At 55.2% G+C, this 26,491-nt stretch carries 29 protein-coding genes and 4 tRNA genes; 19 read left to right on the top strand and 14 right to left on the bottom strand.

From position 1 onward, the window contains the following. Window positions 1–3: 3 nt before the first annotated feature. Window positions 4–80: transfer RNA gene (locus HAP95_RS00390), tRNA-Arg, on the bottom strand. A gap of 10 nt (window positions 81–90) precedes the next feature. Then, a complete protein-coding gene (locus HAP95_RS00395) occupies window positions 91–750 on the bottom strand; it encodes an RlmE family RNA methyltransferase (RefSeq protein ID WP_215882488.1) in 660 nt (219 codons plus the stop codon). A gap of 89 nt (window positions 751–839) precedes the next feature. On the opposite strand from HAP95_RS00395, the gene HAP95_RS00400 reads away from it, so the two are divergent. The 3 genes from HAP95_RS00400 to HAP95_RS00410 all read left to right on the top strand — a co-directional run bounded on the left by HAP95_RS00400 (window position 840) and on the right by HAP95_RS00410 (window position 2,193). Then, on the top strand, window positions 840–1,133 hold the full coding sequence (locus tag HAP95_RS00400; protein ID WP_215882489.1) for a YhbY family RNA-binding protein: 294 nt from the start codon (window positions 840–842) through the stop codon (window positions 1,131–1,133). 77 nt (window positions 1,134–1,210) lie between these two features. Next, entirely contained in the window at window positions 1,211–1,594 is a 384-nt protein-coding gene (gene apaG / locus HAP95_RS00405; RefSeq protein ID WP_024892925.1) for a Co2+/Mg2+ efflux facilitator ApaG/CorD, read from the top strand. After that, entirely contained in the window at window positions 1,591–2,193 is a 603-nt protein-coding gene (locus HAP95_RS00410; protein ID WP_215882490.1) for a class I SAM-dependent methyltransferase, read from the top strand. The genes apaG and HAP95_RS00410 overlap by 4 nt, the downstream gene beginning before the upstream one ends. Before the next feature lie 83 nt (window positions 2,194–2,276). Here HAP95_RS00410 and typA read toward each other — a convergent pair whose 3' ends face one another. Next, on the bottom strand, window positions 2,277–4,103 hold the full coding sequence (typA, locus tag HAP95_RS00415) for a translational GTPase TypA (RefSeq protein WP_215882491.1): 1,827 nt from the start codon (window positions 4,101–4,103) through the stop codon (window positions 2,277–2,279). Between the two features lie 154 nt (window positions 4,104–4,257). Next, complete coding sequence (locus HAP95_RS00420) at window positions 4,258–5,556, bottom strand: porin (protein WP_226832314.1); 1,299 nt, start codon at window positions 5,554–5,556, stop codon at window positions 4,258–4,260. Window positions 5,557–5,709: 153 nt separating this feature from the next. Here HAP95_RS00420 and HAP95_RS00425 point away from each other — a divergent pair. The 7 genes from HAP95_RS00425 (at window position 5,710) to hslU (ending at window position 10,441) form a co-directional block, all read left to right on the top strand. Then, a tRNA-Gln gene (locus tag HAP95_RS00425) sits at window positions 5,710–5,783 on the top strand. Between the two features lie 103 nt (window positions 5,784–5,886). Beyond that, window positions 5,887–6,747: a diaminopimelate epimerase gene (gene dapF, locus HAP95_RS00430; protein WP_215882492.1), complete on the top strand. Its 861-nt coding sequence runs from the start codon at window positions 5,887–5,889 to the stop codon at window positions 6,745–6,747. A gap of 33 nt (window positions 6,748–6,780) precedes the next feature. Beyond that, complete coding sequence (locus tag HAP95_RS00435) at window positions 6,781–6,957, top strand: hypothetical protein (protein ID WP_010639806.1); 177 nt, start codon at window positions 6,781–6,783, stop codon at window positions 6,955–6,957. Between the two features lies 1 nt (window position 6,958). Next, the gene (locus HAP95_RS00440; protein ID WP_215882493.1) at window positions 6,959–7,642 is read left to right on the top strand and encodes a DUF484 family protein; all 684 of its coding nucleotides are present in this window, start codon (window positions 6,959–6,961) and stop codon (window positions 7,640–7,642) included. Then, window positions 7,636–8,580, top strand: coding sequence for a tyrosine recombinase XerC (locus HAP95_RS00445; protein WP_215882494.1), 945 nt, complete (start codon window positions 7,636–7,638; stop codon window positions 8,578–8,580). Before HAP95_RS00440 ends, HAP95_RS00445 begins: the two co-directional genes overlap by 7 nt. Further along, complete coding sequence (hslV, locus tag HAP95_RS00450; RefSeq protein WP_303646374.1) at window positions 8,577–9,116, top strand: ATP-dependent protease subunit HslV; 540 nt, start codon at window positions 8,577–8,579, stop codon at window positions 9,114–9,116. Before HAP95_RS00445 ends, hslV begins: the two co-directional genes overlap by 4 nt. A 2-nt stretch (window positions 9,117–9,118) precedes the next feature. After that, on the top strand, window positions 9,119–10,441 hold the full coding sequence (gene hslU / locus HAP95_RS00455; protein ID WP_215882495.1) for an ATP-dependent protease ATPase subunit HslU: 1,323 nt from the start codon (window positions 9,119–9,121) through the stop codon (window positions 10,439–10,441). A gap of 32 nt (window positions 10,442–10,473) precedes the next feature. Here the strand turns inward: hslU and HAP95_RS00460 are convergent, their stop codons facing one another. The 5 genes from HAP95_RS00460 to ftsY all read right to left on the bottom strand — a co-directional run bounded on the left by HAP95_RS00460 (window position 10,474) and on the right by ftsY (window position 14,502). Then, on the bottom strand, window positions 10,474–10,797 hold the full coding sequence (locus tag HAP95_RS00460; RefSeq protein ID WP_215882496.1) for a hypothetical protein: 324 nt from the start codon (window positions 10,795–10,797) through the stop codon (window positions 10,474–10,476). A 4-nt stretch (window positions 10,798–10,801) separates the two neighbouring features. Continuing rightward, on the bottom strand, window positions 10,802–11,662 hold the full coding sequence (gene rpoH, locus HAP95_RS00465) for an RNA polymerase sigma factor RpoH (protein WP_215882497.1): 861 nt from the start codon (window positions 11,660–11,662) through the stop codon (window positions 10,802–10,804). A gap of 151 nt (window positions 11,663–11,813) precedes the next feature. Continuing rightward, complete coding sequence (gene ftsX, locus HAP95_RS00470; protein ID WP_215882498.1) at window positions 11,814–12,716, bottom strand: permease-like cell division protein FtsX; 903 nt, start codon at window positions 12,714–12,716, stop codon at window positions 11,814–11,816. Continuing rightward, window positions 12,713–13,384: a cell division ATP-binding protein FtsE gene (ftsE, locus tag HAP95_RS00475; RefSeq protein ID WP_215882499.1), complete on the bottom strand. Its 672-nt coding sequence runs from the start codon at window positions 13,382–13,384 to the stop codon at window positions 12,713–12,715. Before ftsE ends, ftsX begins: the two co-directional genes overlap by 4 nt. Beyond that, entirely contained in the window at window positions 13,381–14,502 is a 1,122-nt protein-coding gene (gene ftsY / locus HAP95_RS00480; RefSeq protein ID WP_215882500.1) for a signal recognition particle-docking protein FtsY, read from the bottom strand. The genes ftsE and ftsY overlap by 4 nt, the downstream gene beginning before the upstream one ends. A gap of 116 nt (window positions 14,503–14,618) precedes the next feature. Here ftsY and rsmD point away from each other — a divergent pair, with 116 nt between their 5' ends. From rsmD to HAP95_RS00495, 3 genes are read left to right on the top strand one after another with little or no spacing between them, the layout of a single operon-like run. After that, complete coding sequence (gene rsmD / locus HAP95_RS00485; RefSeq protein ID WP_215882501.1) at window positions 14,619–15,170, top strand: 16S rRNA (guanine(966)-N(2))-methyltransferase RsmD; 552 nt, start codon at window positions 14,619–14,621, stop codon at window positions 15,168–15,170. A gap of 6 nt (window positions 15,171–15,176) precedes the next feature. Further along, a complete protein-coding gene (gene coaD / locus HAP95_RS00490) occupies window positions 15,177–15,701 on the top strand; it encodes a pantetheine-phosphate adenylyltransferase (RefSeq protein WP_215882502.1) in 525 nt (174 codons plus the stop codon). Window positions 15,702–15,729: 28 nt separating this feature from the next. Beyond that, window positions 15,730–15,981: a YfhL family 4Fe-4S dicluster ferredoxin gene (locus HAP95_RS00495; RefSeq protein ID WP_215862654.1), complete on the top strand. Its 252-nt coding sequence runs from the start codon at window positions 15,730–15,732 to the stop codon at window positions 15,979–15,981. Here HAP95_RS00495 and HAP95_RS00500 read toward each other — a convergent pair. From HAP95_RS00500 to hemA, 5 genes are read right to left on the bottom strand one after another with little or no spacing between them, the layout of a single operon-like run. Then, the gene (locus HAP95_RS00500; RefSeq protein WP_215882503.1) at window positions 15,965–17,944 is read right to left on the bottom strand and encodes a dynamin family protein; all 1,980 of its coding nucleotides are present in this window, start codon (window positions 17,942–17,944) and stop codon (window positions 15,965–15,967) included. The two genes, HAP95_RS00495 and HAP95_RS00500, sit on opposite strands and share 17 nt — an antisense overlap. A gap of 16 nt (window positions 17,945–17,960) precedes the next feature. Continuing rightward, entirely contained in the window at window positions 17,961–18,773 is an 813-nt protein-coding gene (mutM, locus tag HAP95_RS00505) for a bifunctional DNA-formamidopyrimidine glycosylase/DNA-(apurinic or apyrimidinic site) lyase (protein WP_215882504.1), read from the bottom strand. Continuing rightward, entirely contained in the window at window positions 18,766–19,623 is an 858-nt protein-coding gene (gene prmC, locus HAP95_RS00510) for a peptide chain release factor N(5)-glutamine methyltransferase (RefSeq protein ID WP_215882537.1), read from the bottom strand. The genes mutM and prmC overlap by 8 nt, the downstream gene beginning before the upstream one ends. Next, window positions 19,616–20,710 (bottom strand): peptide chain release factor 1, encoded by a 1,095-nt coding sequence (gene prfA / locus HAP95_RS00515; protein WP_215882505.1) that lies wholly within the window; start codon window positions 20,708–20,710, stop codon window positions 19,616–19,618. Before prfA ends, prmC begins: the two co-directional genes overlap by 8 nt. Continuing rightward, on the bottom strand, window positions 20,707–22,038 hold the full coding sequence (hemA, locus tag HAP95_RS00520) for a glutamyl-tRNA reductase (protein ID WP_215882506.1): 1,332 nt from the start codon (window positions 22,036–22,038) through the stop codon (window positions 20,707–20,709). The genes prfA and hemA overlap by 4 nt, the downstream gene beginning before the upstream one ends. Before the next feature lie 55 nt (window positions 22,039–22,093). Here hemA and HAP95_RS00525 point away from each other — a divergent pair, with 55 nt between their 5' ends. The 6 genes from HAP95_RS00525 to HAP95_RS00550 all read left to right on the top strand — a co-directional run bounded on the left by HAP95_RS00525 (window position 22,094) and on the right by HAP95_RS00550 (window position 26,472). Continuing rightward, window positions 22,094–23,755 carry a tetratricopeptide repeat protein gene (locus HAP95_RS00525; RefSeq protein WP_215882507.1) on the top strand — a complete coding sequence of 554 codons (1,662 nt, stop codon included), beginning with the start codon at window positions 22,094–22,096 and terminating at the stop codon, window positions 23,753–23,755. Next, window positions 23,752–24,402: a lipoprotein insertase outer membrane protein LolB gene (lolB, locus tag HAP95_RS00530; RefSeq protein WP_215882508.1), complete on the top strand. Its 651-nt coding sequence runs from the start codon at window positions 23,752–23,754 to the stop codon at window positions 24,400–24,402. Before HAP95_RS00525 ends, lolB begins: the two co-directional genes overlap by 4 nt. A 2-nt stretch (window positions 24,403–24,404) precedes the next feature. Continuing rightward, window positions 24,405–25,247, top strand: a complete 843-nt coding sequence (ispE, locus tag HAP95_RS00535) for a 4-(cytidine 5'-diphospho)-2-C-methyl-D-erythritol kinase (protein ID WP_215882509.1) — start codon at window positions 24,405–24,407, stop codon at window positions 25,245–25,247. A gap of 8 nt (window positions 25,248–25,255) precedes the next feature. Continuing rightward, window positions 25,256–25,330, top strand: a tRNA-Gln gene (locus tag HAP95_RS00540). 48 nt (window positions 25,331–25,378) lie between these two features. Next, entirely contained in the window at window positions 25,379–26,326 is a 948-nt protein-coding gene (locus tag HAP95_RS00545; RefSeq protein WP_215862662.1) for a ribose-phosphate pyrophosphokinase, read from the top strand. 70 nt (window positions 26,327–26,396) lie between these two features. Beyond that, window positions 26,397–26,472, top strand: a tRNA-His gene (locus HAP95_RS00550). Window positions 26,473–26,491 lie beyond the last annotated feature (19 nt).

A 26,491-nucleotide genomic window follows, 5' to 3' on the forward strand; every position in this document is an offset into this window, starting at 1 on the left:
TATTGGTGCGCAGTACTGGATTCGAACCAGTGACCTTCGGCTTCGGAGGCCGACACTCTATCCAGCTGAGCTAACTGCGCGTGCTGCAGATTATAGGGAACTCGCTGGCGCGTTGTCCAACCTTTCCTGTGCAACCCCCTGAAAGTCCAGCGCCAGCCAGTACTGTTCGGTAGAACGGGCGCGGGAAGCTTCCGGTTTGCGTACCACAATTTTTTTGAAATCCTTGCGCAGAGCACGGCGCAACTCTTCAGCGCCTGTCCCCATAAACACCTTGATCAGCAGCGATCCGCCCGGACGCAGCCAGCGTTGAGCCATATCCAGCGCCAGCTCCGCCAGGTCTATGGCGCGCGCCTGATCGACACTGGCAATACCGGACATATTGGGGGCCATATCACTCATGATCAGATCGACCCCTTCCGGCAAGGCCTCCCGACAGGCGGCAATCACCGCATCTTCATAAACGTCACCACAAATGACCGTGGCATCGGCGACCGGATCCATGGCCAGCCGATCCACAGCCACCAGCCGCCCGTTACGGCCGATGAGCGGGGCGGCCACCTGGGTCCAGCCACCCGGCGCGGCACCCACGTCAAGGACGCGCATACCGGGGCGAATCAGCCGATCCTTCTCCTGAATTTCCAGTAATTTGTAGGCTGCCCGCGAACGATACCCTTCTTTCATGGCACGCTGCACGAACACATCCCGAAAATGTTCTTTCAGCCATTTTTCACTGGATTTACTTCTAGCCACTGCAACACCCTCCGACCTTTGACCACCGCATCGCGCAAACGTACACTCCCGTCCACCATTTATCGAATCACCTGTCTGACGAGGATACCATGCTGGACGCCAAACAAAGACAAAACCTGCGCGGTCAGGCCCATACCCTCAAACCGGTTGTGATGATTGGTGCTCAGGGCGTCACCGATGCCCTGCTCGCCGAACTGGAAATTGCTCTGGATGCCCATGAACTCATCAAAGTCCGCTTGCCCCAACTGGAACATGCGCTGCGCGATGCCATGATTACCCAGTTGGTCAGCGCCAGTCACGCCGAAATTGTTGGACGTATTGGCCGCATCGTCATCCTGTACCGGCTCCGGCCTGCTGCAAAAATGCCAAACAAACGACGCTGAAGCCGCTTGGCAGGTGGCTTCCCGCTCGTTAGACTGGTTCTTGATTATCCTAGTGGCTCAACGCCCGGAGTAAGATCATGGCAGAAAACGCCCCCACAGACATTCGGATCACCGTAGAAACCCGATATATTCCCGAACAATCCAGCCCCGAGCAGGCGCATTATGCTTTTGCCTACCAGATCACCATCGAAAACCACGGCCCGCAAACCGCACAGCTGCTCAACCGCCACTGGATTATTACCGACGCCGAAGGTCATATCCAGGAAGTCAAAGGCCCCGGCGTAGTCGGCGAACAGCCCACCCTGCAGCCTGGACAACGCTTTCGCTATTCCAGCGGCTCGGTTCTGTCGACGGCTGTAGGCAGCATGCACGGCAGTTACGAATGGATTACAGCAGACGGGGAAACCTTCGAAAGCCCCATTCCTGCATTTCGTCTGGCCGTCGCTACGGTATTTCATTGAGCCGCAGTAGCCTGCAGCGCGCCTACGGCATCTGGGCGCCCATTTACGATCAGGCAGTACGCGGCTTTTCCGAACCTTTGCGTCAGCGCAGCCTCCGCCAAATCCCCCAAAATGAGTCCTGTCAGGTTTTAGTCGACGGCATCGGCACCGGACTGGATATTCCCTTTTTACCCGTTCACTGTACCGCCATTGGTATTGACCTGACCTATGCCATGCTGCGCCGTGCGCAAAACCTGCCAAGCCCCATTCCACTGGTTCAGGCCGACGCAGAAGTGCTGCCCTTTGCCAATGCCTCGTTCGATTTTGTGGTGATGCATCTGATTCTGGCGGTGGTCCCCAATGCCGGTAAAGCATTGGCAGAAGCCAGCCGCGTTCTCAAACCCGGAGGCCGGATTTTGCTACTCGACAAATTTTTACGTCCCGGCCAAAAAGCCTGGTTAAGACGCGCCCTGGGTCGGGTGGCGGGTGCCGTAGCTACTCATACCGATCTGACCTTTGAGGAGATTCTGGCAGAGCGCCCGGAATTACAGTGTATGCGTGATGAACCGGGTGCCATGGGTGGCTGGTTCCGCCTCATCACGCTGGAAAAAACACCATAAAATATCAAGCCCGGTAAGCGTTGCCGCTTCCGGGCCTGCAGTGTCAGCCACCGAACACGCCGTGTTTCGGTGGCGAAGTCCTCTTATCCGTTTCCGGCACCGCCGCGTGACGCCTTTTTACGCTCGTTGTCCGTAAGGAAGCGCTTGCGAATCCGGATGGACTGGGGCGTCGCTTCCACCAGTTCGTCGTCGGCCAGAAACTCTACTGCCGCTTCCAGCGTCATTTTGATGGGTGGCGTCAACATGATGTTTTCATCAGAACCCGAAGCCCGCATGTTGGTCAGCTTCTTTTCCTTGAGGGGGTTGACCACCAGATCATTGTCGCGGCTGTGAATACCAATCACCATGCCTTCATAGACCTTGTCACCGGGGCTGACAAACATCCGCCCCCGATCCTGCAAATTGAAGAGGGCAAAACCCACGGCCTCGCCTTCTTCTGCGGAAATCAGCACGCCATTATTACGCGCCGGAATGCTGCCCTTGACCGGACCGTAACCGTCGAAAATATGGCTGATCACCCCCGTACCGGAAGTGGCCGTCAGAAACTCCGTATGAAAGCCGATCAGACCGCGCGCGGGAATTTTGTATTCCAGACGCACCCGGCCACGGCCATCGGGCATCATGTCCTGCAACTCACCGCGCCGGATACCGAGACGCTCCATGATGGTGCCCTGATGGGTTTCTTCCACATCTACGGTCAAGGCTTCATAAGGCTCTTCCCAGGCGCCATCCACCTGACGCTGAATCACCCTAGGGCGGGATACAGCCAGTTCATAGCCTTCGCGGCGCATGTTTTCAATGAGGATGGTGAGATGTAGTTCGCCGCGTCCGGAGACCATGAACACGTCGGCATTATCCGTATCTTCCACCCGCAACGCCACGTTAATGAGCAACTCCTTATACAGGCGATCGCGCAACTGGCGGCTGGTGACAAACTTGCCTTCGCGCCCGGCAAAGGGGCTGGTATTCACCTGAAAGGTCATGTTCAGGGTCGGTTCATCAATGGGTTTCCAGGGCAGGGCTTCGGGCGCTTCCGGTGCTGCAATGGTCGCACCAATGGAAGGCTCTTCAATACCTGTCACCGCCACAATATCGCCCACCGTAGCCGTTTCCCACGGCACCCGCTTGAGGCCATCAAAACCCAGCAACTGCAAAATCCGCGCCTTGGTCTGGGTCTGATCCACACCATGAATCAGGACAATATCCTGACCGGGTTTCATGGAACCACGGCGGATCCGGCCAATGGCAATACGACCCACATAACTGGAGTAATCCAGATCAGCAATTTGCATTTGCAAAGGACCTTCCGGATCACCTTCCGGGGCATGCACATGCGTCAAAACCATCTCAAAGAGAGGTTTCATGTCCCCTGAGCGCACCTCAGGATCTTCACCCGCATAGCCCTGCAGACCGGAGGCATAAATAATCGGGAAATCCAGTTGCTCTTCGGTAGCGCCGAGCTTGTCGAAGAGATCAAAGGTGGCGCTGATGACATAGTCGGCGCGAGCGCCGGGGCGGTCCACCTTGTTGATCACCACAATGGGCTTCAGACCCAGTTCCAGGGCCTTGCGGGTCACGAAGCGGGTCTGCGGCATGGGGCCTTCAACAGCATCCACCAGCAGCAACACGCCATCGACCATACCCAGCACCCGCTCTACTTCGGCGCCAAAGTCGGCATGTCCGGGAGTGTCGACAATATTGATATGGGTATCTCCCCACTGCACCGCCGTATTTTTCGCCATAATGGTAATGCCGCGCTCTTTTTCAAGATCGTTGCTGTCCATCACCCGCTCTTCCAGCTGCTGGTGAGCGGCAAAAGTACCGGACTGACGGAGCAACTGATCCACCAGCGTGGTTTTGCCATGGTCAACGTGGGCGATGATAGCGATATTACGAATTTGACGAGCCACTGATATTCCCCAAAACGGTCATAAGAAAAAATGCGGGATCAAGCCTCCCCGCAGCGGGTTTTCTTATAACGGTATCCTGCTCAAAAAGCAAATAAAAACCGCCCCGAAAGGGGCGGCAAGAGGGCGACCGAAGCCGCCCGGGAATTGCTTTGACTTAGAAACCAGCCTGGAACTGCAACACCATGGTGTTGTAGATATAGCCGTTGGTAGGCACTGAACCTGTATGTCCAAGGCCATAAGCCTGACGATACATTGAACCACCCTGCGGAATCACATAGTTAGCCTGAATGCGAGCCGCGTAAGGATTGTTAGGATTGAAGGAGTAGTTTACGCCAATCGTGTAGTTGTTAAGACTTCCAAGATTGTTGTCACCAGTCCAGTTAAAACGCTCAAAGCGGAAAGCTGGCTCAATATCCAACCAATCCGGCGTCAAGGTCATCTGATGAAGGTTAGCAGCTAAAGCTACATACCAATCCTGAGCACCAAGACCGGCGATGCCCTGATAACTGGTTACATGGCTATATTCCGCCATGTACTTGAGGCCCATCATGCCGCCACGGGCGCCGACATTCCAAGAATCAATTTGCTTGGCATAACCCGGAGCTGAATCTAAAGTGTCAGCACGAGCACCAGATAATTCAACATTGAGAAGAGGGTTAAGCTTGTAACCCACCATACCTGCAAACAAGTAACGACCAGAACCTTGGGTCAGCACTCCACCGACGCTGGTCTGAGCTGTGGTTTTTACAAAAGGAACCCCCACGTTGGGAGCATAAGCAGTGGGATTTTTGCCAAACAGAGTAAAAGCATTATTCCCATCCAAAGAATGATTATCAAAAATACCCGCACTGTAGTAGATACCAGTACCCATCACGTCCGAGCTGTGGAACATGGCACCCGCACTACGGTCGGCACCCAAAGACTGATTCATGGAGCGTTGAATAAACCACAAGTCATCGCCACCGAACTGGGTCCGCTCCATGCCGACCGGCACACGGAACTTGCCGACTTTCAGTTGTACTTCGGGGATGAAACCAAAATTAATTTCCGCGTCCTGTACGCCGGATTCGCCACTAACTCCAGGAAAAAGGCTATTCGCACTTTCTAGGGAACCACCGCTCATCCAAGCGCCATCCCACTTGTACTGGAAGTTATAGGTTACACCGGGAACAGCCGTACCCTTCACGCCCAAACGGATGCGGTGGGCGCCAAAAATCAACCCTTCCTGTCCAGGGGTACCAAACTGCTGACTACCGGTGATCTGGGCAAATCCATAAAGGATAGGACCGGTATCCTGGGAGTTCTCAGGCAGAAACACCTTGCTGGAACCATCACTGGTTGCTGCAAAAGCCACACCAGGAACCAAAACTGCGGCCGCAACGGCCAAAGCGATAAGATTCTTCTTCATGATAAAGCCCCTCCTCGAGAGCATTGTTTGGATACTACGGTGCAAGTTATAGCACCGGTGTGGACAGCTTGCAACATTTTGACAACACCTTTTTTACAACGTCGGCAAAATAAATACAAAATTCAGGCTTGCTTTCACCTGATCCGGCAATCCGGTTTGACAGGGAAGCAGGCCTGAAGCTATTATCGCCGCCACTCTTGGGGAATCGTCTAGCGGCAGGACAGCGGACTCTGACTCCGCTAACCGTGGTTCGAATCCACGTTCCCCAGCCAAGAACATAGCAGCGCCCAGGTTTTTCCTCGGCGCTTTTTTGTTGCCATGGGGACACTGGCCCTTTTCGAGCCTTCCGCCTAAGTCCGTGCTAAACTCTTGTCCATGATAGCTAAAACCGATCAAACTGCCCGCAGCGCACTGAATTTCACTAAAATGCACGGCCTCGGCAATGATTTTGTCGTGTTCGATGGTATCCGCCAGCGGGTCCATCTGACGCCAGAACAAATTCGCGCCCTTGCTGACCGTCATTTTGGTATCGGCTGCGATCAAATCCTGCTGGTAGAACCTCCCCAGTCCCCGGACTGTGATTTTCGTTATCGCATTTTCAATGCGGACGGCGGTGAAGTCGCCCAGTGTGGTAATGGTGCGCGCTGCTTTGCGGTATTTGTTCGCCGCGCCGGGCTCAGTGACAAGGATGTCATTCAGGTAGAAACCCAATCCGGACAAATGCAACTGCGCATTCTCGAAAACGGCGAGGTAAGCGTTAATATGGGGGCACCGCGTTTTTCTCCGGAGGCCATTCCTTTTAAAACTCAGGAAGAAGGCCCCGAATACCTGCTGGAAGTCAACCATGACACCCTGCGCCTGGCCGCACTCAGCATGGGTAATCCGCACGCCGTGCTGCGCGTGCCGGATGTGGTCACAGCACCCGTCACCCAGCTCGGGCCGCAAATCGAAAAACACCCGGATTTTCCGCAACGCTGCAATGTCGGATTCATGGAAATCTGTGACCGCTCCCACATTCGTCTGCGGGTCTGGGAACGTGGTGCCGGAGAAACCCTGGCCTGTGGCAGTAATGCCTGTGCGGCGGTGGTGGCTGGAATCCGCTGGGGAGCGCTGGATCAGGCCGTTGCGGTAGATCTTCCCGGTGGGCAATTGCACATTCAATGGGCAGGACCGGGACAAGCCGTTATGATGACAGGACCAGCGCAGGTGGTTTTTGACGGAACCTGGCCCTTATAACGCATGGTTTGACAGACAAAGGGGAACACCATCATGCAAAATACTACGGTACAAGCCATAGCTGACAGCCTGAACTGCGACGCCCGGGATCTGGCTTTTCTACACAAATTGACGGATCAGGAAGGCGAAACCCTCGCCCATCTGATCGCGGCACTGGAAGTACACAGCGCCCCCGAACGCTATAGCGATACCCATTGGGAGGACGATTAAGTTGGCAACAGCCCCTGAACACGATGCTCAGGCAGAACAAGTCCGCCAGTACCTGCTCGAACATCCTCAATATTTATGGGATCAGGAAGATTTGTTACTGTCCCTGACCCTTCCCCATGTAGGTCGCGGGTCCGCCTCTTCCCTGCTGGAAAGACAGGCACAGGTTTTACGCGACGAAAATAGCCGTCTGCAGCAACGTATTGCCGCCCTGCTGGGTGCCGCCCAACAAAACGCGGCGCTGGGCCTGCACCTTTCGGATCTGGCTACCGAATTGCTGAACACGCCGGACTGTCCGGCAACCATGAATACCGTGCTGACCCGGCTGCACGAAGGTTTTCAGGTGGAGGCGCTGGCCTTAATTGCCCGCACGCCGGTGTCAGGTCTGCCCCAATTTACGGTGCTTGAAGAAGCGGATTTTCTGGAGATACTGGACGGCTCGCCGCCCACCCAAGCGGCCACTGGTCTCTCTATCAATCCGAGCCTGCGGAGCACTTTGTTTGCAGCCGAGGGCGCCGCTCTGGAATCTTTTGCCCTGATTCCATTGGTTGGCCAGCATATTCAGGCGGGCATTGTGCTGGGCAGTCAAAATCCTGAGCGTTATGCCAAGGATGCGGGTGCGGATTTGCTCAATCAAATTGCCCGCCTGGTGACAGCCGCTCTGGATCGCTGCCTGACCCCATGTTGATGCAGGAAGCCGTCAACGACTTCACAGAGACTCTTGCCCGCAGCGGGCGCAGCAGCCCTGCCACCGTCGAGGCTTATCATCGCGATTTACAAGGCTGGTTACACTTTATGCAAAGCCGTGGACATCAGGACATTGCCCATATTCAGCCCGGCGATTTGCGCGCTTATCTGATGGCGGAACGCAGTCGCGGAGTGGCTGTGCGCAGCCTGCGCAGACGTTTCGCCGCCCTCCGTGCCCTGTATCGGCATTTGCAAAAGGAATCACCGGATTTGTCGAACCCGGTGCAAGGCATCATCATGCCCAAATCCGAACAACGCCTGCCGGACTGGTTGACCGTCGATCAGGCCAAACAGTTGATGGACCCTGCCGAAAAACCCTCTACAACCCCCAATTTTGCGCAGAGCCGCGATCAACTGATACTGGAACTGCTCTACTCCAGCGCCCTGCGCGTCAGTGAACTGGCGGGATTGGACCTGCAAGATCTGGATCGTCATGGCGGGACCGTGCGGGTCATGGGCAAAGGCAGCAAGGAGCGCATTGTTCCGGCCGGGAAAACCGTCTGGCGAATGCTCGATCTGTATTTACCCCTACGTCATGCCCTGCTTATGGACAAGCATCTTCTTGAAGAAAACGCTTTACTGCTCAACGCCTCTGCGCATCGCCTCAGTATCCGCAGCATTCAGATCCGCATGAAGGAAATGGGAGAAAAACGCCTGGGTCAGCATATTCATCCCCACACCCTGCGCCATAGTGCAGCCAGCCATTTTCTCCAGTCCGCCGGAGATTTGCGCGCCGTGCAGGAGTATTTGGGACACGCAGGTATTGCAACGACGGCTATTTATACCCATATGGACTATCAGCAGTTGGCGCATGTATATGATGCGGCTCACCCGCGCGCCAGACACACAAAACGCCCGGAAACCGAGGACAACTTATGACAGATGCATTACCCATGCACGGCACCACCATTCTTTGCGTGCGACGCGGCAACAATGTGGTGATGGCCGGAGATGGTCAGGTAACTTTTGGCAATACCGTCATGAAAGGCAATGCCCGCAAGGTACGGCGTATTGAACCGGACGTATTGACTGGCTTCGCGGGGGCTACCGCCGACGCTTTTACCCTGCTCGAACGCTTCGAAGCCAAACTGAAAGCCCATCCCGGACAACTGGCCAAGGCTGCCGTTGAACTTGCTAAAGAGTGGCGCACCGACCGGGTATTGCGGCGACTGGAAGCGATGCTGGCCGTTGCGGACGATAAACAAAGTCTGATTATTACCGGACAGGGCGATGTGCTGGAGCCGGAATTCGGCATTATTGCCATTGGCTCCGGCGGTCCCTATGCGCTTTCTGCAGCCCGTGCCCTGCTCGAAAATACCGAGTTGCCGGCCCGAGAGGTCGCCGAACGGGCGCTGGGCATCGCCGGGGACATCTGCATTTATACCAACCACAACCATACGATTGAAGAACTATGAGCATGTCTGAAATGACCCCCCGTGAAATCGTCCAGGAACTGGACAAGTACATCATCGGCCAGTCTGACGCCAAGCGTGCCGTGGCTATTGCCCTGCGCAACCGCTGGCGGCGCGGCCAGGTGCCTGCCCCCCTGCATCAGGAGATCACCCCCAAAAATATCCTGATGATTGGACCTACCGGCGTCGGCAAAACCGAAATTGCCCGCCGTCTGGCGCAGTTGGCCAACGCCCCTTTCATCAAGGTGGAAGCCACCAAATTCACAGAAGTGGGTTACGTCGGCAAGGATGTGGAATCCATTATCCGGGACCTGACAGAAACCGCTGTAGACATGATTCGTAGCGAACGCCAAACAGCCATGCGCCAGCGCGCTGAAGAAATGGCCGAAGAACGCATTCTCGATGCGTTGATTCCTGGCCCCCGGGACAGCACTGTGCCACGCAGCGATGAAGGTACCCGCCAAAAATTCCGCAAGATGCTCCGCGAGGGCAAGCTGGATCAGCAGGAAATTGAAATTGAGGTTGCTGCGCCCAAAGCGGGTGTGGAAATCATGGCACCAGCGGGTATGGAAGAAATGACCAACCAGCTGCGGGATATGTTCTCCAATATGTCCCAGGGTAAAACCAGCACCCGCAAGGTGCCGGTGGCGGAAGCCCGGCGTCTGCTGACTGAGGACGAAGCCGCCAAGCTGGTCAACGAAGAAGAAGTACGCGCCCGGGCCCTGGAAAGGGTACAGTCGGGCGGCATTGTTTTCATTGATGAAATCGACAAGGTGGCCGTACGTTCCGGGAGTCAGCAGGGTACCGACATCTCCCGGGAAGGGGTGCAACGGGATTTGTTGCCGCTAGTGGAAGGGTCCAATGTCAGCACCCGTTATGGCGTGGTGAAAACCGACCATATCCTGTTTATCGCGTCCGGGGCATTTCATCTCAGCAAACCTTCTGACCTGATCCCGGAACTGCAAGGACGACTCCCCATTCGCGTAGAGCTGGATGCCCTGAGTGCGGCAGACCTGGTCCGTATTCTGCAGGAGCCAGAAAATGCCCTGGTGCGCCAGTACAGCGCCCTGCTCGCCAGTGATGGGGTCACCCTGCAATTTACCGATGATGGCGTACGGCGCATTGCCGAAATCGCGCAACAGGTCAACGAACGGGTCGAGAACATTGGTGCCCGTCGCCTGCATACCGTCATGGAACGCCTGCTGGAAGAAGTGGCTTTTTCAGCGCCAGACCTGAGTCAGCCCAGCGTGGAAGTCAATGCAGAATATGTGGATGGGCGCTTGCAGGATCTGGCCCAGGACGAAGATCTGTCCCGCTATATTTTATAGACCGGGTTCAGATGGTGTTACCAGAATGGAACTCAGGGCTTGAGATAAAACGCTCCAGCCGCCTGGGCTTCGGCAATGGCAATGACGCCCGCCGGAACCAGATGACTGCCAGCAGGCCGGGCGGCGGGGTCAAGCCCCATGTTGCGCAGGCTGTTTTCACAAAAATCCACGCATAAACCGGCGCTGATCCGCTCTTCGATTTCACGCCGCCAGTGACCATGCGCCCACAGTGAAACCGGAGACTGACCATTGGCGATGACGCGCAGCGCCTGATCGGGATCAGCAGCCGCTGCATTGCGCACGTTGGCCAACAAATTCGGCCAACGTCCTGCATCATCAATATGAAACAACAACATCTGCTCAGGCCGCCGGACTGAATGCCAACATTTTCTGGCGCAGCTTGCCCATGCTGCTTTTTTCCAGCTGGCGGATACGCTCTGCAGAAACTCCCAGCTCGTCACCCAGCACTTGTAAGGTCTTGGGATCCTCGCTGAGCCAACGGTTTTCAATGATGTAGCGATCGCGCTGAGGCAGGGCCGACAAGGCACCCTGCAATACGGCATGCTGGTGCTCGCCCCAATCTCTATCGAGGAGTTGATCCACAGTGGACTCTGCGGGATCAGCCAGTTCCATGACCCGCGAGTGGCCACTTTCCTCATCGGGTTCCATATTCAGGGAATAGTCATGACCGGTCATCCGGCCTTCCATTTCCAGCACCTGCTCCTGGGTAACGCCAAGATCTTCAGCAATGGCGGCACTTTCCTCACCACTCAACCAGCCGGTGTGGGTTCGGCTGGAACGCAGATTAAAGAACAGCTTGCGCTGGGCCTTGGTAGTAGCCACTTTGACAATACGCCAGTTGCGCAAAATGAATTCATGAATTTCCGCTTTGACCCAATGTACGGCAAAAGAGACCAGACGTACGCCATGATCAGGATCATAGCGCTTGACGGCTTTCATCAGGCCAATATTCCCTTCCTGAATCAGGTCGGCTTCCTGCAGGCCGTAGCCCCGATAACCCCGAGCAATCCGCACCACAAAGCGCAGATGACTGAGCACCAGGGATTTTGCCGCTTCGACATCTTCATGATCGCGCAGACGCAGGGCCAGATCCCGCTCTTCTTCGGGCTCCAGCATGGGCTGGGCATTGACGAAACGCAGGTAAGCCGTCAGCCCGTCGGCGCTGACCAAATCCCTACTGGCTATAGCAAGTTCATTCATAGTTAGTCCCCGCATCAATCAACATACCTTGGACTCTCAAGATCTGCAGCTGGTTCCTTATTCCCGAAAACTGAACCCAGCCTCTCAATACATACACAACATGTTAACTAGATGGGGATCCCGAATAATATTTTCAAGGACAGCGCATCCATTATGAAAAAGTATGGTCGAGGTGCTGGCCCACTGCAAGGCGTGAACCCAACCAGCCAAGAATAGCGCTGATAATAATCAGGATCAGCCCTTCCAGACCCGTCAGGCCCAAAAGCTGAAACCGGGTACCATACAAAGTCGCCAGACGATCAACCGGTCCCTGCAAAATCGTGATGGTAATCGCAATAATAATCCAGGCTAGTATTCCGGCAATGGCCCCCTGGATCAGTCCCTGGTACAAAAATGGCCGGCGGATAAAGGCCCGCGTTGCCCCCACCAGACTGGCGACATCAATTTCATCGCGGCGCTGGGCAATATGCAGGCGAATGGTATTACCCATGACCAGAATTGCGCCCACGGCCAACATAATGGCCAAAATCCAGACAGCCGTTTTACCCAGGGCCAGAATGGCCTGCAGGCGAGCCACCCAATGCAAATCGGATTGGGCACTGGCAACTCCGGGTTGACGCGCCCACTTCTGAACTTGCGCCTGCAAGGCCGCCGGACTTTCAGACAATGGATTCAGTTCAACAATAAACGCAGCCGGTAGTGGGTTTTCTCCGAGAATTTTGATGGCAGCAGTCATTCCGGCGTTTTTTTCAAATGTTTTCAATGCGGCTTCCTTACCGACATAGCGCACATTGACGACTCCGGTGCTGCCCTGTAAATGCTTCTGCAGCTGCTGTATGTCTTGCTCTGTAGCATCCTGATGGAGAAACAGGGAAATCTGGGCTTGATCTCGCCATTGCCCCAACAATTGCTGGAGATTATTGAGCGCCGCAAAAAGGCCCACGGGCAGTGCCAGCACAATAGCCAGGGCAAAAATGGTCATTAGTGTCGCTAACGGTTGCTTCAGCAGGGTGTTCAAGGCATTTTGGGCGGCTTCCCGACGAATAGCACTCACGCGGATTTCTCCTTGGCATTTTGCAGCATCCCTTGCTCCAGATGAAAGACGGGGAGCCCCAGACGCTCTACCTGGGACTGGTCGTGGGTAGCCACCAGAACCGTGGTACCGTGCTGATGAAAGTCCCTAAACAGATCCAGAATTTCTGTGCTCAACGAACCATCCAGATTACCGGTCGGCTCATCGGCGAGCAAAATTTCCGGGGTATGCACAATGGCCCGGGCAATCCCCACCCGCTGCTGTTCGCCACCCGACAAAGTGGCCGGAAAATTATGAATCCGGTTACCCAACCCGACCTTTTCCAGCGCTGCCCTTACCCGGCTCTGAATCTGCTTTCCAGATACCCCACTGACCTGCAAAGTCAGGGCGACATTATTGAACACGTCACGATCCATCAATAATTTGTGATCCTGAAAAACCACCCCAATGCGCCGACGATAGGCTGGTATATGGCGTTTTTCCAGGGTCGAAACATCCACGCCATTGACCATCAGCGTGCCATGGCTGACATCTTCCAGACGCAGCAACAATTTCAGAAGCGTACTTTTGCCTGCCCCCGAAGGCCCGGTCAATAAAGCCATCTGCCCGGTCGGCAATTTAAGATTCAGTTCCCGCAGCACATGATGGCGGCCGGGATAGTGTTTGGTGACATTGATAAATTCAATCATGACTTCGGCTCCGCGAAGAGGGCATCAACAAAAGATTCTGGATCAAAGGGACGCAAGTCGGCCACCTGTTCTCCTACGCCAATATAACGAATCGGAATCGGCAGCGCCTTGGCAATAGCCGCCACCACCCCGCCCTTGGCGGTGCCATCCAGTTTGGTAATACAAATACCCGTCAGACCAATAGCCTCATGAAACTGCTGGGCCTGATTCAGGGCATTTTGTCCGGTTCCTGCATCCAGCACCAACCAGACCTGATGGGGCGCATCTGGATCCTGCTTTGCCAGTACCCTTTTGACTTTTTTCAGCTCTTCCATCAGATGGTCCTGGGTATGCAGACGTCCTGCCGTATCGGCAATGAGCAGATCGGCAGATCGGGCCCGCGCCGCCGCAAAAGCATCAAAAACTACCGAGGCACTATCTGCACCCATTCCCTGCGCAACTACCGGAACCTGCACACGTTGCCCCCAGCCCTGCAACTGTTCAACCGCAGCCGCCCGAAAAGTGTCTCCGGCCGCCAGTACCATGGAAAAGCCTTCGGCTTTCCAGCGTGCGGCAAGTTTGCCCGTAGTCGTCGTTTTCCCGGCACCATTAATACCCACCATCATCAATACCTGAGTCCGTCCCTTTTCCGGCATCCAGAGTTCCGCACGCGGCCGCAAAATATCGAGCAGCGCATCGCGCAGAGCTTTTTTCAGGATGGCAGGATCCGTGAGTTCTTTGCGACGCACTTTTTCCGTCACCGAGGCCATGATTTCCTGAGTCGCTGCAGAACCTAGATCCGCTTGTAACAATAACGCTTCCAGATCTTCCAGCAATTCGTCATCAATGACTTTTTTACCCAGAACCAGTCGGCCGACGCCTTCGGTAAATTGCTCACGACTCCGGTTCAGACCTTCTCGCAGTCGTGTGAACAGCCCTTTTTGCACGGAATTAGCGGCGGGTTCGGGTGGCGGGGAAGCCTCTTCTTCAGATTCGGCTTCTGGCACTGCCTCAACATGTGCAGGCAGAGCAGTCTCAGGTTTTTCCTCAGCAGGCTCAGACTGGACAGTTGCGTCAGCAGCTTCTGTCATTTCCTCCTGAGAAGGGCTTTTGTTACGCTTGAACCAATTAAAAACCATTGGACGGGCAGAACCTCAGACATTATGAATAGTTGCATTATCCACCGAAGCAGTGCAGCGAACAATGCGCCCATCGCTTATGACTATCTGCCACCTGCAATTTGGGGTAAAAATCCATGACCGTCAGCATTATTGCTGGACGTCATCGAGGTCGCCGTCTGTTGACTCCCGCAGATTCAGGCGTTCGCCCTACGCCCGGGGTAGTCCGTGAACGATTGTTTAACTGGTTGGGCGGGGTGGTTGCAGGCGCGCGGGTTCTGGACCTTTTCGCCGGAAGTGGCGCTTTGGGGCTGGAAGCCTGGTCAAGAGATGCCAAGGAAGTGGTTTTTGTCGAAAAAAATCCCCGGCATCGTGCCCTGTTACTCCAGAATCTCACGGCTTGCGGGGTTCCGGAAAGCCAGCTTGCAGGTAAGGATGCGCTGCATTATCTACAGCAGAATGCCGCTTCCTTTGATATAGTGCTTGCTGATCCGCCCTTTGATCAGGGCTGGCCACAGCGTCTGGCGTCTTGTTTTGCTGCCCGTGCAACGTCGGAAAAACCCTGCTGGCTATACCTGGAAAGCTCGGCTACGGAACAATGGCAGGCCGCAAATATTCCTGCGGGTTGGCAGACTTATCGCCACGGACATTGTGGTGATGCTTTTTACACGCTGTTTAGCAAGCAGTAGGAGCCCATGAGCACAACATCCCAGCCCCGACGGATTATTTATCCCGGCACTTTTGATCCAATCACCCATGGACACGAAGACCTGGTCCGTCGTGCTGCCCAGCTTTTTGACGAGGTCGTGGTGGCCATCGCCTCGGAAACTCCCAAAAATCCCATATTTCCTCTCGCTGAAAGAGTCGCCCTGGCAACGGAAACCCTCACAGGCATTCCGGGAGTCCGGGTACGCACTTTTTCCGGATTATTAATCCATCTTTTGCAGGAAGAAAAAACCCATCTGATTTTGCGCGGATTGCGCGCCATTTCTGATTTTGAGCATGAATTTCAATTGGCTTCCATCAATCGCCGTATGGATGCGCAAATTGAGACGCTATTTTTGATGACTTCCGATCAGCATACTTTTCTTTCCTCCAGCCTGGTTAGGGAAATCAGTCGTCTGGGCGGAGATGTCAGCGCTTTTGTCCATCCTGCTGTAGCCAGCGCCCTGAAAAGACATTTTCGCAACGGAGTGGACCTGAGCCATTCAGAAAAGTAGAATATAGAATTGGTCCAAGGAGAAATAAATGTCTCTGCTTATTGATGACAACTGCATCAACTGCGATGTCTGTGAGCCCGAATGTCCCAACAGCGCCATCAGCATGGGGCCGAACATCTATGTCATTGACCCCAACCTTTGCACCGAGTGCATTGGTCACTACGATACGCCCCAATGCATGGAAGTCTGCCCGGTGGATTGTATCAGCAAAGATCCTGACCATGCAGAATCGGCTGAACAACTGCAAAGCAAATTCCGGCAACTTACCGGACAGGCCTGAAAGGCGCTCTCAGCAGAATCAGCAGCGGAGCAGACTGCCGATCCAACCGGTCGCTCTGCTCCTGAATCTCGGCAAGACCTTGTTCCAGCTGCTGCACTCTCGTATCAATATTACCCATGGTCGTGGCAATGCTTTGTAGCGCATTCAGCTCTTCTTCGGCATTCTGGTGAAATAGCTGGAGTTGCTGGTTCATGACGGCCATGATTTCATCCACCCAGTTTTCTGCTTCCCGACGGGTTTCGACGACAAAATCACGGGTGCGGCCCGCTACCGTCAAAAATGCCTTACGCACCACGCTACTTTGGGTGTTTACCGCAATTTCCAGCATCATTCCAAAACGCTCGTAGCTTTCAGACATATCCATCAATTCCGCACGTCTGGGCATCATGGCGTAGGGCACGGCCCGCAAGGGGGGCAGACGGTAACGCTTCTGCAAGGCCTGATATTCTTCCGCGACTATGGCGGACACTTGTTGTGCACCCGCCAGTGCCCGGTCAAAGTGGGCAATGGCTTCACTGAAAAACTGCCGAAAACGCTCGACAATTCCTGCGGTTGTCCAGGCCGAAAGCATTTCCGCCTTGGCATTGCTGATCACCAGATCAAAGGTATTGGGAGCCAGAGGAATCAGCAACAGCTCTTCCACTGCCTGGCGAAACTGGGCTTTTTTCTCTTCAAAAGCTAGTCGATCCTGCTCAAAATTTTTGAGTAGAATTTGGTGCTGTTCAACCAGTTTGGGGATTTTTTCAGCCGTACGGTCCTTGAGACTCCGTACACTATCCATTTGCGCTAAAAGACGATGGCGCTGATCCTGCAACATATTTTTTTGATCCAGCACCGCCCGCTCTATGAGCGTCCGGCATTTTTCCTTAATGGTTTCATGACGCGCTGGCAAAAGTACTTCCGCTATGGAGCGTTCCAGCGCGGCCATGCCACTCCGTTCCAGAAGCTCCGCATCCTGACGGATTCGGGCAACCAGACCTTTTTGACCGGAAACCGGAATGACCTGATCGGGGCTGATGCGTAAGCGGGTTGCCGTATTAGCCACCTGCTGGCTAATTTCCTGTTGAATATCGTCTTCTTCCCGCAACTCGTCCCAAAGGGTGTCAATTTTATTCAAGAGTACGATTTGCTTTTGATGGGCATTGCGCATCAGGTATTGATCCCAGATCATCAGATCACTTTGCGTTACCCCGGTGTCTGCACCCAGAAGAAATACAATAGCTTCTGCATCTGCCAGCATGCTGAAGGTCAGTTCCGGCTCCGCACCAATGGCATTGAGCCCCGGGGTATCCAGCACCGTCAACCCTGCATCCAGGACGGGGTGCGCCATATATAATATGGCGTGTCGCCAGCGCGGAATCAGTACCTTACCCAATCCGCAAGAAGGGCAAACCGTGCGTTCGCGATTTTTGGGAGTACGGTTCAGCGGCGGGCAAAGACCAATACGCCGGGCATCTTCTACGGCCACACAAACCGTTTCCGTCAAGTGCGCCAACGACTCGGAACGCTCCTTTTTGTCTGCCAAAGACAAGGGGAATTTGCGCCAGGCACTTCCCGCCTTTTTAAGCTTTTCAATGCTGACATCGAGGCTGCGGCTGGCGATGGGCAGTAGCTGCAGACCGGGACGACCTTGCGGCGCGCCGCGAATTTCCACGGGACACATGGTGGTCTGGCCGGAGCTGGAAGGCAGGAGTCTTTGCCCCATATCCGAAAAAAACAAGGCGTTGATCAGTTCGGTTTTACCCCGGGAAAATTCCCCGACAAAAGCAATGCGCAGGCTGTCCTGTTCCGTATCGTAGGCCAGAGTTTCCAGCTGCAGCATGGTTCCGCTGGGCAGTAGGCCGAGGTCGGCAGTGAGTGCCGCCATTTCGTGCAGACCACTGACCAGATCCTGGCGCCAGCGGTTCAATGCGGACAGGCCGTCCAAAATCGGCGACCGGGTAATCGACTGCTCAATGCTCATAGGTACTCCCGACAGGTCAGTGCTGACAATGGGAACAATAAGTAGTCGCCCGCCCTCCGATGCGCATTCCCAGCAAAGCTTTTCCGCAGCGGATACAGGCTTGTCCTTCTCGTCCGTATACCGCCAGAGATAGTCGAAAATATCCATTTCTGCCATCTGGTCGGGTAAAGTCGCGCAAAGTCGTTCCTCCCTGCTGAATAGCGGCTTCCAGCACGGAACGCACGGCTGCGGCCAGGAGCGTGTAGCGAGCCAGCGAGATGCGTCCGGCCGGACGACGCGGATCAATGCCTGCGGCAAAAAGGGCCTCGTTGGCGTAAATATTTCCCACACCCACCACTTGATGCGCATCCATCAGAAAGGCTTTTACCGGAATCTGGCGCTGACGACTCTGAGCATGGAGATAGGCTCCGGAAAAATCCTCGCCCAGAGGTTCAGGACCAAGGCGAGCAATCAATGGGTGCGCATCCGCTTCTTTCAGCCAGCAAAGTACGCCAAAACGGCGGGGATCATGGAAACGCAAACATGTATCCTGAGCAAAAAGCAGATCCACATGATCATGCTTCTCCACCGGAGTGTCCTGCGGGAGTACCCGCAAGTGTCCACTCATCCCCAAATGAATCAGAATACTGCCGCGTTGCAAATCCAGCAGCAGATATTTGCCGCGCCGTCTTATTTGCTCCAGTTTCTGACCGGCAAGCTGCGCACTCAAATCCGCATTCACGGCCAGGCGCAAACGTGATTCACGCACAATCGCGCCCTGCAGATTTTTTCCCAAAAGATGCGGACTGATTCCCAGGCGGGTTACTTCCACTTCCGGTAATTCAGGCATGATCAGGACTCCTGGCGCTACTTACACGTTCTCTGCCCGCCAGATCACAGTGCGTCTGTACCTGCTGAAAACCCTGGTCGTGCAGGAGTCTGCACACCGCAGCAGCCTGCTCGCACCCATGCTCCAGCAAAATACGTCCCCCCGGATGCAAACGCGAACGGGCACCGAAAATAATAGGTTCCAGACATTCCAGACCCGTTGGACCAGCCACCAGCGCAGTCCTGGGCTCATGCTGTAAGTCCGGCAGATGCGGATCATTACTGGCGAGGTAAGGCGGATTGGAAATAATTTGATCAAAACGCAGGCTAGCATCCAGGGGAGCATACCAATCACCTTGCAACCACTGGATGTTTTTTAGCCCGATTCGAACCCCATTCAGCCGGGCGACGGCCAAGGCTTCGGGGCTTTGCTCCACCGCAAAAACTCTGGCTTGCGGCCGCTCCCGGGCCAGCACCAAGGCCAGTGCTCCGGACCCTGTGCCCAGATCAAGCAGTTGCAGGTCATCCTCTGCCTGACTCTCCATAAGCGCCAGACTGACCAGCAATTCACTATCGGGACGAGGAATTAATACTGCAGCAGTAACTGCCAGATCCAGTCCATAAAAAGACCATTCACCCAGACAGTAAGCCAGGGGCAAACCGCTGAGTCGCTGGTCCAGCAGTGTCTGTAATTGCGCTCTTTCAGTGGGAGTCAAAACCTGGTGAGGATTCATCAGAAGTTCCGTGGAACGGAGACCAAGACCATGTGTCATCAGCCAGCGCGCTTCCTGGGTGGGCTGGTCACTGACTGCCGCCAACTGCGCACCCAGATGGCGCTGCCAGTCCTGAAGACTAATCAGAAGACTAATCATCACCCAGATTTTGCAGCAAATCGGCCTGATATTCCTTGATCAGCGGCGCAATGACGGCATCCAGATCTCCCGCCAGAATAGCTTCCAGTCGGTACAGGGTCAGATTGATACGATGATCCGTCAGGCGTCCTTGCGGAAAATTATAAGTACGAATGCGTTCGGAGCGATCGCCAGAACCAATCAAAAGCCGCCGGGTTTGCGCAGCACTGCTCTGCTGCTTTTCCTGCTCCGTTTCCAGCAATCGGGCCTGTAACAAGGCCATCGCCTTGGCGCGGTTTTTGTGCTGTGAGCGATCTTCCTGACAGGCTACCACCAGACCCGAAGGAATATGGGTAATCCGGATGGCCGAATCGGTCTTGTTAATGTGCTGACCACCGGCGCCACTGGCTCGAAAGGTATCCACCCGCAAATCCGCAGGATTGATATTGATCTCGCTGACCGTATCCACCTCCGGCAATACCGCCACCGTACAGGCGGAGGTATGGATGCGCCCCTGGGCTTCAGTTTCCGGGACGCGCTGAACCCGATGGCCGCCCGATTCAAACTTGAGTCGGGAATAAGCACCGCGCCCACTGATTTCCAGCACGGCCTCCTTGTAGCCGCCCCGCTCCGACTCTGATGCCGACAACAACAGCACCGCAAAACCCTGACTCTCGGCATAGCGGGTATACATGCGCACCAGATCACCAGCAAATAGGGCAGCTTCTTCTCCCCCGGTCCCCGCACGCACTTCCACGAAAACATTGCGCTCATCATTAGGATCTTTGGGCAACAAGCGTAAGCGCAAGGACTCTTCCAGATCCTCCAGATCATTATTGGCGCTCGCCAGCTCGTCATGAGCCATTTCCCGCAAATCGGGATCGCGCTCTTCAAGCAGCATTTTTTCCGCATCGTCATGATCCCGCTGGCGCAGTTCGTGACGGCGCAACAAATCCAGTATGGGGCTGATTTCACCCAACTCTCTGGAAAGACTCTGAAAGCGCTGGGTATCATTAACCAACTCAGGGCTGGTCAACATCTGGCTCAGCTCTTCAAAGCGAAAGGCCAATTGTTCCAGTTGCCCCTGCAAACGCGGACTGAGGCTCATCCTTCGGCATCACTGAGATGAAAAAGAATATCCAAAGCCGCGACCAGGCTCTCATTGGTGGCTTCCTGGCAAGGCTGGCGCAAGGTCGCAATGGGATCATGCAGCACTTTATTGATCAACGCCTTGGAAAAAGCATCCAGTACCGCGTGCGGGTCCTGGCCCTGATCCAGATAATGCTGAAAACGCCGCACTTCGTCCTGACGCCGTTCTTCCACGTGATCGCGCAGGCGACGGATAGCTGGCACCACATCCAGACTTTCGCGCCACTGCTGAAATTGGCCCACCTCGTCGGCAATAATCAGCTCGGCAGCTGCAGCGGCTTCACGTCGCGCCCGCATTCCCGCCTGGGCAATATCATTCAGATCATCCAGCGTGTACAAATAACACTGCTCAATGCTTTCCACCTCGGGGGCAATATCCCGGGGTACGGCCAGATCCACCAGCATCAGGTCGCCACGTTCGCGTTGCGCCATGACGGCAGATACCGCCTCACGGCTGACTATGGGCTGGGTACTGGCCGTGCAGCTCACCACCACATCGACGTCATGCAGAAGACTGGGGATCATTTCCAGGGCATGGGCATTGCCCGCAAACTTTGCGGCCAGTTGCTCACCGCGTTCGAGGCTGCGATTGGCCACCGCAAACGTACTTACGCCGTGCTCTCGCAAATGGGTAGCCACCAGTTCTATGGTATCTCCAGCCCCAATCAGCAATACCGAGCGACCTTCCAGACCACCGAGCAACTGTTTGGCCAGGCTGACTGCTGCATAGGCCACACTCACCGGGGCAGAGCCAATGGCGGTTTCCGAACGCACCCGTTTTGCAACCCGAAACGTCCAGTGCAGCAGGCGATTCAAGACTGGACCAGCTGCACCGCTGTCGGCAGATGCTTGATAAGCATCTTTCACCTGTCCCAAAATCTGGGGTTCACCAATAATCATGGAATCGAGACCGCAGGCCATCCGAAACAGATGGCGGACAGCCTCTGCGTCGTTAGAGTAATAAATGTGTCCGTCCAGAGAGCGGGGATCAATCTGATGAAAAGCACAGAGCCAGTTCTGCAAGGCCTGACGATTCAGCCCATGACCGCCGTGCACATAAATTTCGGTGCGGTTGCAGGTAGAGACAATCAGAGCTTCCTTGGCGAGCCCCTGATCAAGCAGATCGCGATGCGCCACAGCCAGTGATTCCGGAGAAAAGGCAACCTTTTCCCGAACCGCAATCGGGGCAGTATGATGACTTAGACCAAAGCAGAAAATAGCAGCGACCGTCCCTGCAGAGCGACGATGGAGGGGCTGAATTGTCGCTGACCGCGCACAGGATTGCAAGCCGCAGCGCCAGCAGTTATTGTGCTTGCTGAATGATCAATCCGGAGCAGATGGTATGAGAAGCAAGCTGAGCGGCATGGTGGCAGGAATACTGCTCAGCCTCATCGCTGGAAACGCTGTGGCTGACACCAACCCTGCCGGGATGACCGGAGAACAGTTGTATTACCTATTGGTTGCCGAATTTGCGACCTTGCAGCAGGAGCCGAAGCTCGCCATACCGGCATGGGCGGAAGCGGCCAAACTGGCTCCCGAGGCAAATGTTCTGGAGCGCGCCACCCAGGCTACCGCCCGTTTTGGGGATTTTGATGACGCCCTGACCCTGGCCAGAAAATGGCGGGAACTGGCACCGGATAGCGCCAAGGCCGACCAGTTTGAGGCAGCACTGCTGCTGACCAAAGGTCAGGAACAACAAGCCATTAGTCTACTCCAGGCAACTCTGGCGCGCTTTCCTGATGATCCCAAAATCACCCTGCAACTCTCGGAATTACTGATTGCCCACGGCCAAAGTGGCGAAGCAAAGCGACTATTGACCGCTCTGGCCAGCAAAAATCCACATTCTGCCAGTGCTTACTATACCTTGGGTCGCATTGATCTGATCGAAAACCAGCCCGATCATGCTATCACCTGGCTGGAAAAAGCCTTGAGCCTGCGACCTGACTGGCAGGAAGCTGCCATTCAACTGGCAGAAGCCCAGCAAGCCACCCAAGGCCCGACCGTGGCCCTGCACAGCATCCAGTCTTTTACAGCCCGTTATCCAGACGCGACAAAAGCGCGCCAGTACCTGGCTGCGCTGTACCTGAAAATGGGCGGCACAACCCAGGCCTACCGGCTTTATCAGGGAATGGCGCGGCAGCATCCGGATAATCCTGAAATCGCCTTGTCCCTGGGGATCATGGACATTGAACGCCACAACTGGCCTGCAGCCGAAAGTCATCTGCAGCGCGCCCGTGATCTGGCCCCCCAATCTCCCGCACCCATATATTATTTGGGCCGACTGTATGAAGCCCAGGGCCACTGGGCGGAATCCCTGCAATGGTATCAACGCATTCACTCTGGTCCCCTGTCTGCAGAAGTGGCACTTCACAGTGCGCGCGTGGAGTATCAGCTGGGTGACCATAAAAAAGCCCTGGCCCGCCTGCAAGCCCTGGCGACTGCCCACCCCAAAGAGGCGCAGATTCCCCTTCTCCAGGCAGATTTATTACAAAGCAGCGGCCACCTGCAGCAAGCCCTGCAAATACTTCAGCAAGCTCTCGAAGGTCTTCCTGAAAATGCGGAACTCTGGTACGCCCAAGGTGCCGTCCAGGAACAACTCCATGATTTTCCCGCCATGGAGAAATCCATGCATCAGGTCATTCAGCTCGCCCCTGATAATGCCCAGGCTTACAATTTTCTGGGCTACAGCCTTGTGGAAAGAAATCAGAACCTCCCCGAAGCCAGCACGCTTTTACACAAAGCCATTGAACTTGAACCCGAAAATCCGGAAATTCTGGACAGTATCGGCTGGCTCCATCATCGTCAGGGCGACAACCAGAAAGCTTTGGAATACCTGCAAAAAGCCCACCAGGCCCTTCCGGATGATCCCGAACTCAGCACGCATCTGGGACGTATCCTCTGGGCTCTGGGTAAATATCAGGAAGCCCGTAACGTCTGGCAACAGGCACTGGATAAAAATCCCAACGACATCCCTCTCCGCCAGGAACTGACCCGCCAGCCATGAGACTTTCTTTCCCCACAACTTTTCCCTTTACGGTGCTGAACCGGCCTCTGCAACTCGGTGCCGGGGCACTGCTTGCGTTGACGCTCTCGGCCTGCGCGACGATGACTCCCGTGCACCCCAACGCGTCCAGCGTTCTCCCCACGGCGGAACGCAATCAGGTGATTTCCAGCCTGAAATACTGGCGTGCCAGTGGCGAAGCCGTCCTCAGCACACCCAAACAGAATGAAAACTTTGGCTTTCGCTGGGAACAGTCGCCCCAGCTGCAGGAACTTTCCATTTATGACCCTCTGGGCAGAACCGTGGCACGCATCACGGTAGAGGCTTCCGGCGCTCATCTGGAAACCATTAGCGGAGAACATCGGCAAGCTCGCAATCTGTCCACGCTACTGAGCATGGTCCTGCATGTCGAACTACCGGCTGCGGAGCTGCCGGACTGGATGCTCGGCTTGCGCGGCAACACCAGCACCATCAGCAACAACGCTTCAGGATTGCCGAACATTCTCCGCAGTGGCCCCTGGCAGGTCCATTATTTGCAATACACCCCCGTCGGCGGACTGACCATGCCCAAATTATTACAGGCAAATGGTCCGGATGGCATTGCCCTGCGTATGGCCATTACTCAGTGGCAAATGGGTCAGGCAAAGTAAACATGCGTATTTCCTACCCTGCTCCGGCAAAACTGAACCTGATGCTCCGGGTCGTCGGACAACGGCCCGACGGCTACCATGAACTGCAGACCGTGTTTCAATTTATTGATTTTGCTGATCAGCTACAATTCAGTTCGCGACCCGCAGGTCAGTTCTCCCGAAGTGGCGGAGCCGCAACAGTAGCTGAGACAGATGATCTCACCATCCGTGCCGCGCGCCTGCTGATGGAAAGTGCCGGCATCCAGGAAGGCGTCCATATTCACATCGACAAGGTTCTGCCGCTGGGCGGCGGGATTGGCGGAGGCTCCTCGGATGCCGCCAGCACTCTGATCGTTCTCAACCGTCTCTGGCGAACCGGCTTTACCCGCCAGGAGCTGATGGCGCTCGGCACCCAACTGGGTGCGGATGTTCCTGTGTTCATTTTTGGACAGAGCGCCTGGGCAGAAGGGATCGGTGAACAGCTATCCGCCCTGGATGAGGTTCCCGAATCCCATTATGTACTCGTACATCCCGGCATTGCTGTCAGTACCCGGGAAATTTTTACCGCTCCAGAATTGACACGACAGCACCCGCCCAGCACAATAGGCGCGTTTCTCGGCGGGGTCATGGAAAACACCCTGCAAAGCACAGTATGTGCACGCTATCCAGAGGTCGAATCCGCTATCCAATGGCTGAAAAGTCATGGCTTGCGCGATGTTCGTTTAACGGGGAGCGGAGCCTGTGTTTTTGGGGTTGCGGAAGATGCAAGTAGCGCCCGGATCATCGCTGGACAAGTACCGGTGCCATGGCGATCCTGGGCAGTCAAAGGATGTAATCGGCATCCCCTATTTGACCCTGCCGAGTAATGAGTTATTGGGGCGTAGCCAAGCGGTAAGGCACCGGATTTTGATTCCGGCATTCCCAGGTTCGATCCCTGGCGCCCCAGCCAAATTGTCCTCGGACTGTTTTGCCACCTGCACAGAGAGAATGACATCACATGGCCCACGGCAATCTTATGGTGTTCAGTGGAAACGCCAATCCTGTTCTTGCTGCGCAAGTAGCCCGTTTTCTGCAAATCCCCCTTGGACGCGCCGAAGTCAGTTCTTTCAGTGACGGCGAAGTATTTGTCGAAATTCTCGAAAACGTCCGGGGGCGCGATGTCTTTGTCCTCCAGCCCACCTGCGCACCTACCAATGATCATCTCATGGAATTACTGACCATGATTGACGCCCTGAAACGCGCCTCGGCCAACCGGATTACCGCTGCCATGCCTTATTTTGGTTATGCGCGCCAAGACCGGAAATCCCGCTCGCGCACGGCCATTACGGCCAAGCTGGTGGCGGACCTCATCACCAGCGCCGGGGCCAATCGGGTTTTGACCATGGATCTGCATGCCGATCAGATTCAGGGATTTTTTGATGTTCCTGTGGATAATATTTACGCCTCCCCCATTTTACTGGGTGACATCTGGCGAAAAAGCTACCCGGAACTCATTGTGGTTTCTCCTGACGTAGGGGGTGTAGTCCGTGCCCGCGCCATTGCCAAACGGCTGGAAGTGGATCTGGCCATCATCGACAAACGCCGTCCTCGCCCCAATGAATCCGTGGTCATGAACATTATTGGTGACGTCGAAGGACGGACCTGCGTATTGGTAGATGATATGGTGGATACCGCCAATACCCTTTGCGAGGCAGCGCATGCCCTCAAAGCCCAGGGGGCGGTCAAGGTCTGCGCCTATTGTACTCACCCAGTCCTCTCCGGGCCAGCCATGGAACGGATAGCGCGCTCCGAACTGGATGAACTGGTAGTTACGGACACCATTCCGCTCAGCAAAGAAGCGCAGAATAGCCCGAAAATTCGCGTACTGTCGGTCGCCGAACTCATGGCCGAAACCATTCGTCGCATTGCTGAAGAAGACTCGGTCAGCTCATTATTCATGGATTAATCGGATTAATTCCTGCCTGTCGCCTTGCGGCCAAACTTTGCCCGTTGTATCATGCGCTCTCTTCAATATGGTGGCTGTAGCTCAGTCGGTAGAGTCCCGGATTGTGATTCCGGTTGTCGCGGGTTCGAGCCCCGTCAGCCACCCCAAATAAAACAAACACTTAGC

Source organism: Acidithiobacillus sulfurivorans (assembly GCF_018853815.1).
GTDB lineage: Bacteria > Pseudomonadota > Gammaproteobacteria > Acidithiobacillales > Acidithiobacillaceae > Acidithiobacillus > Acidithiobacillus sulfurivorans.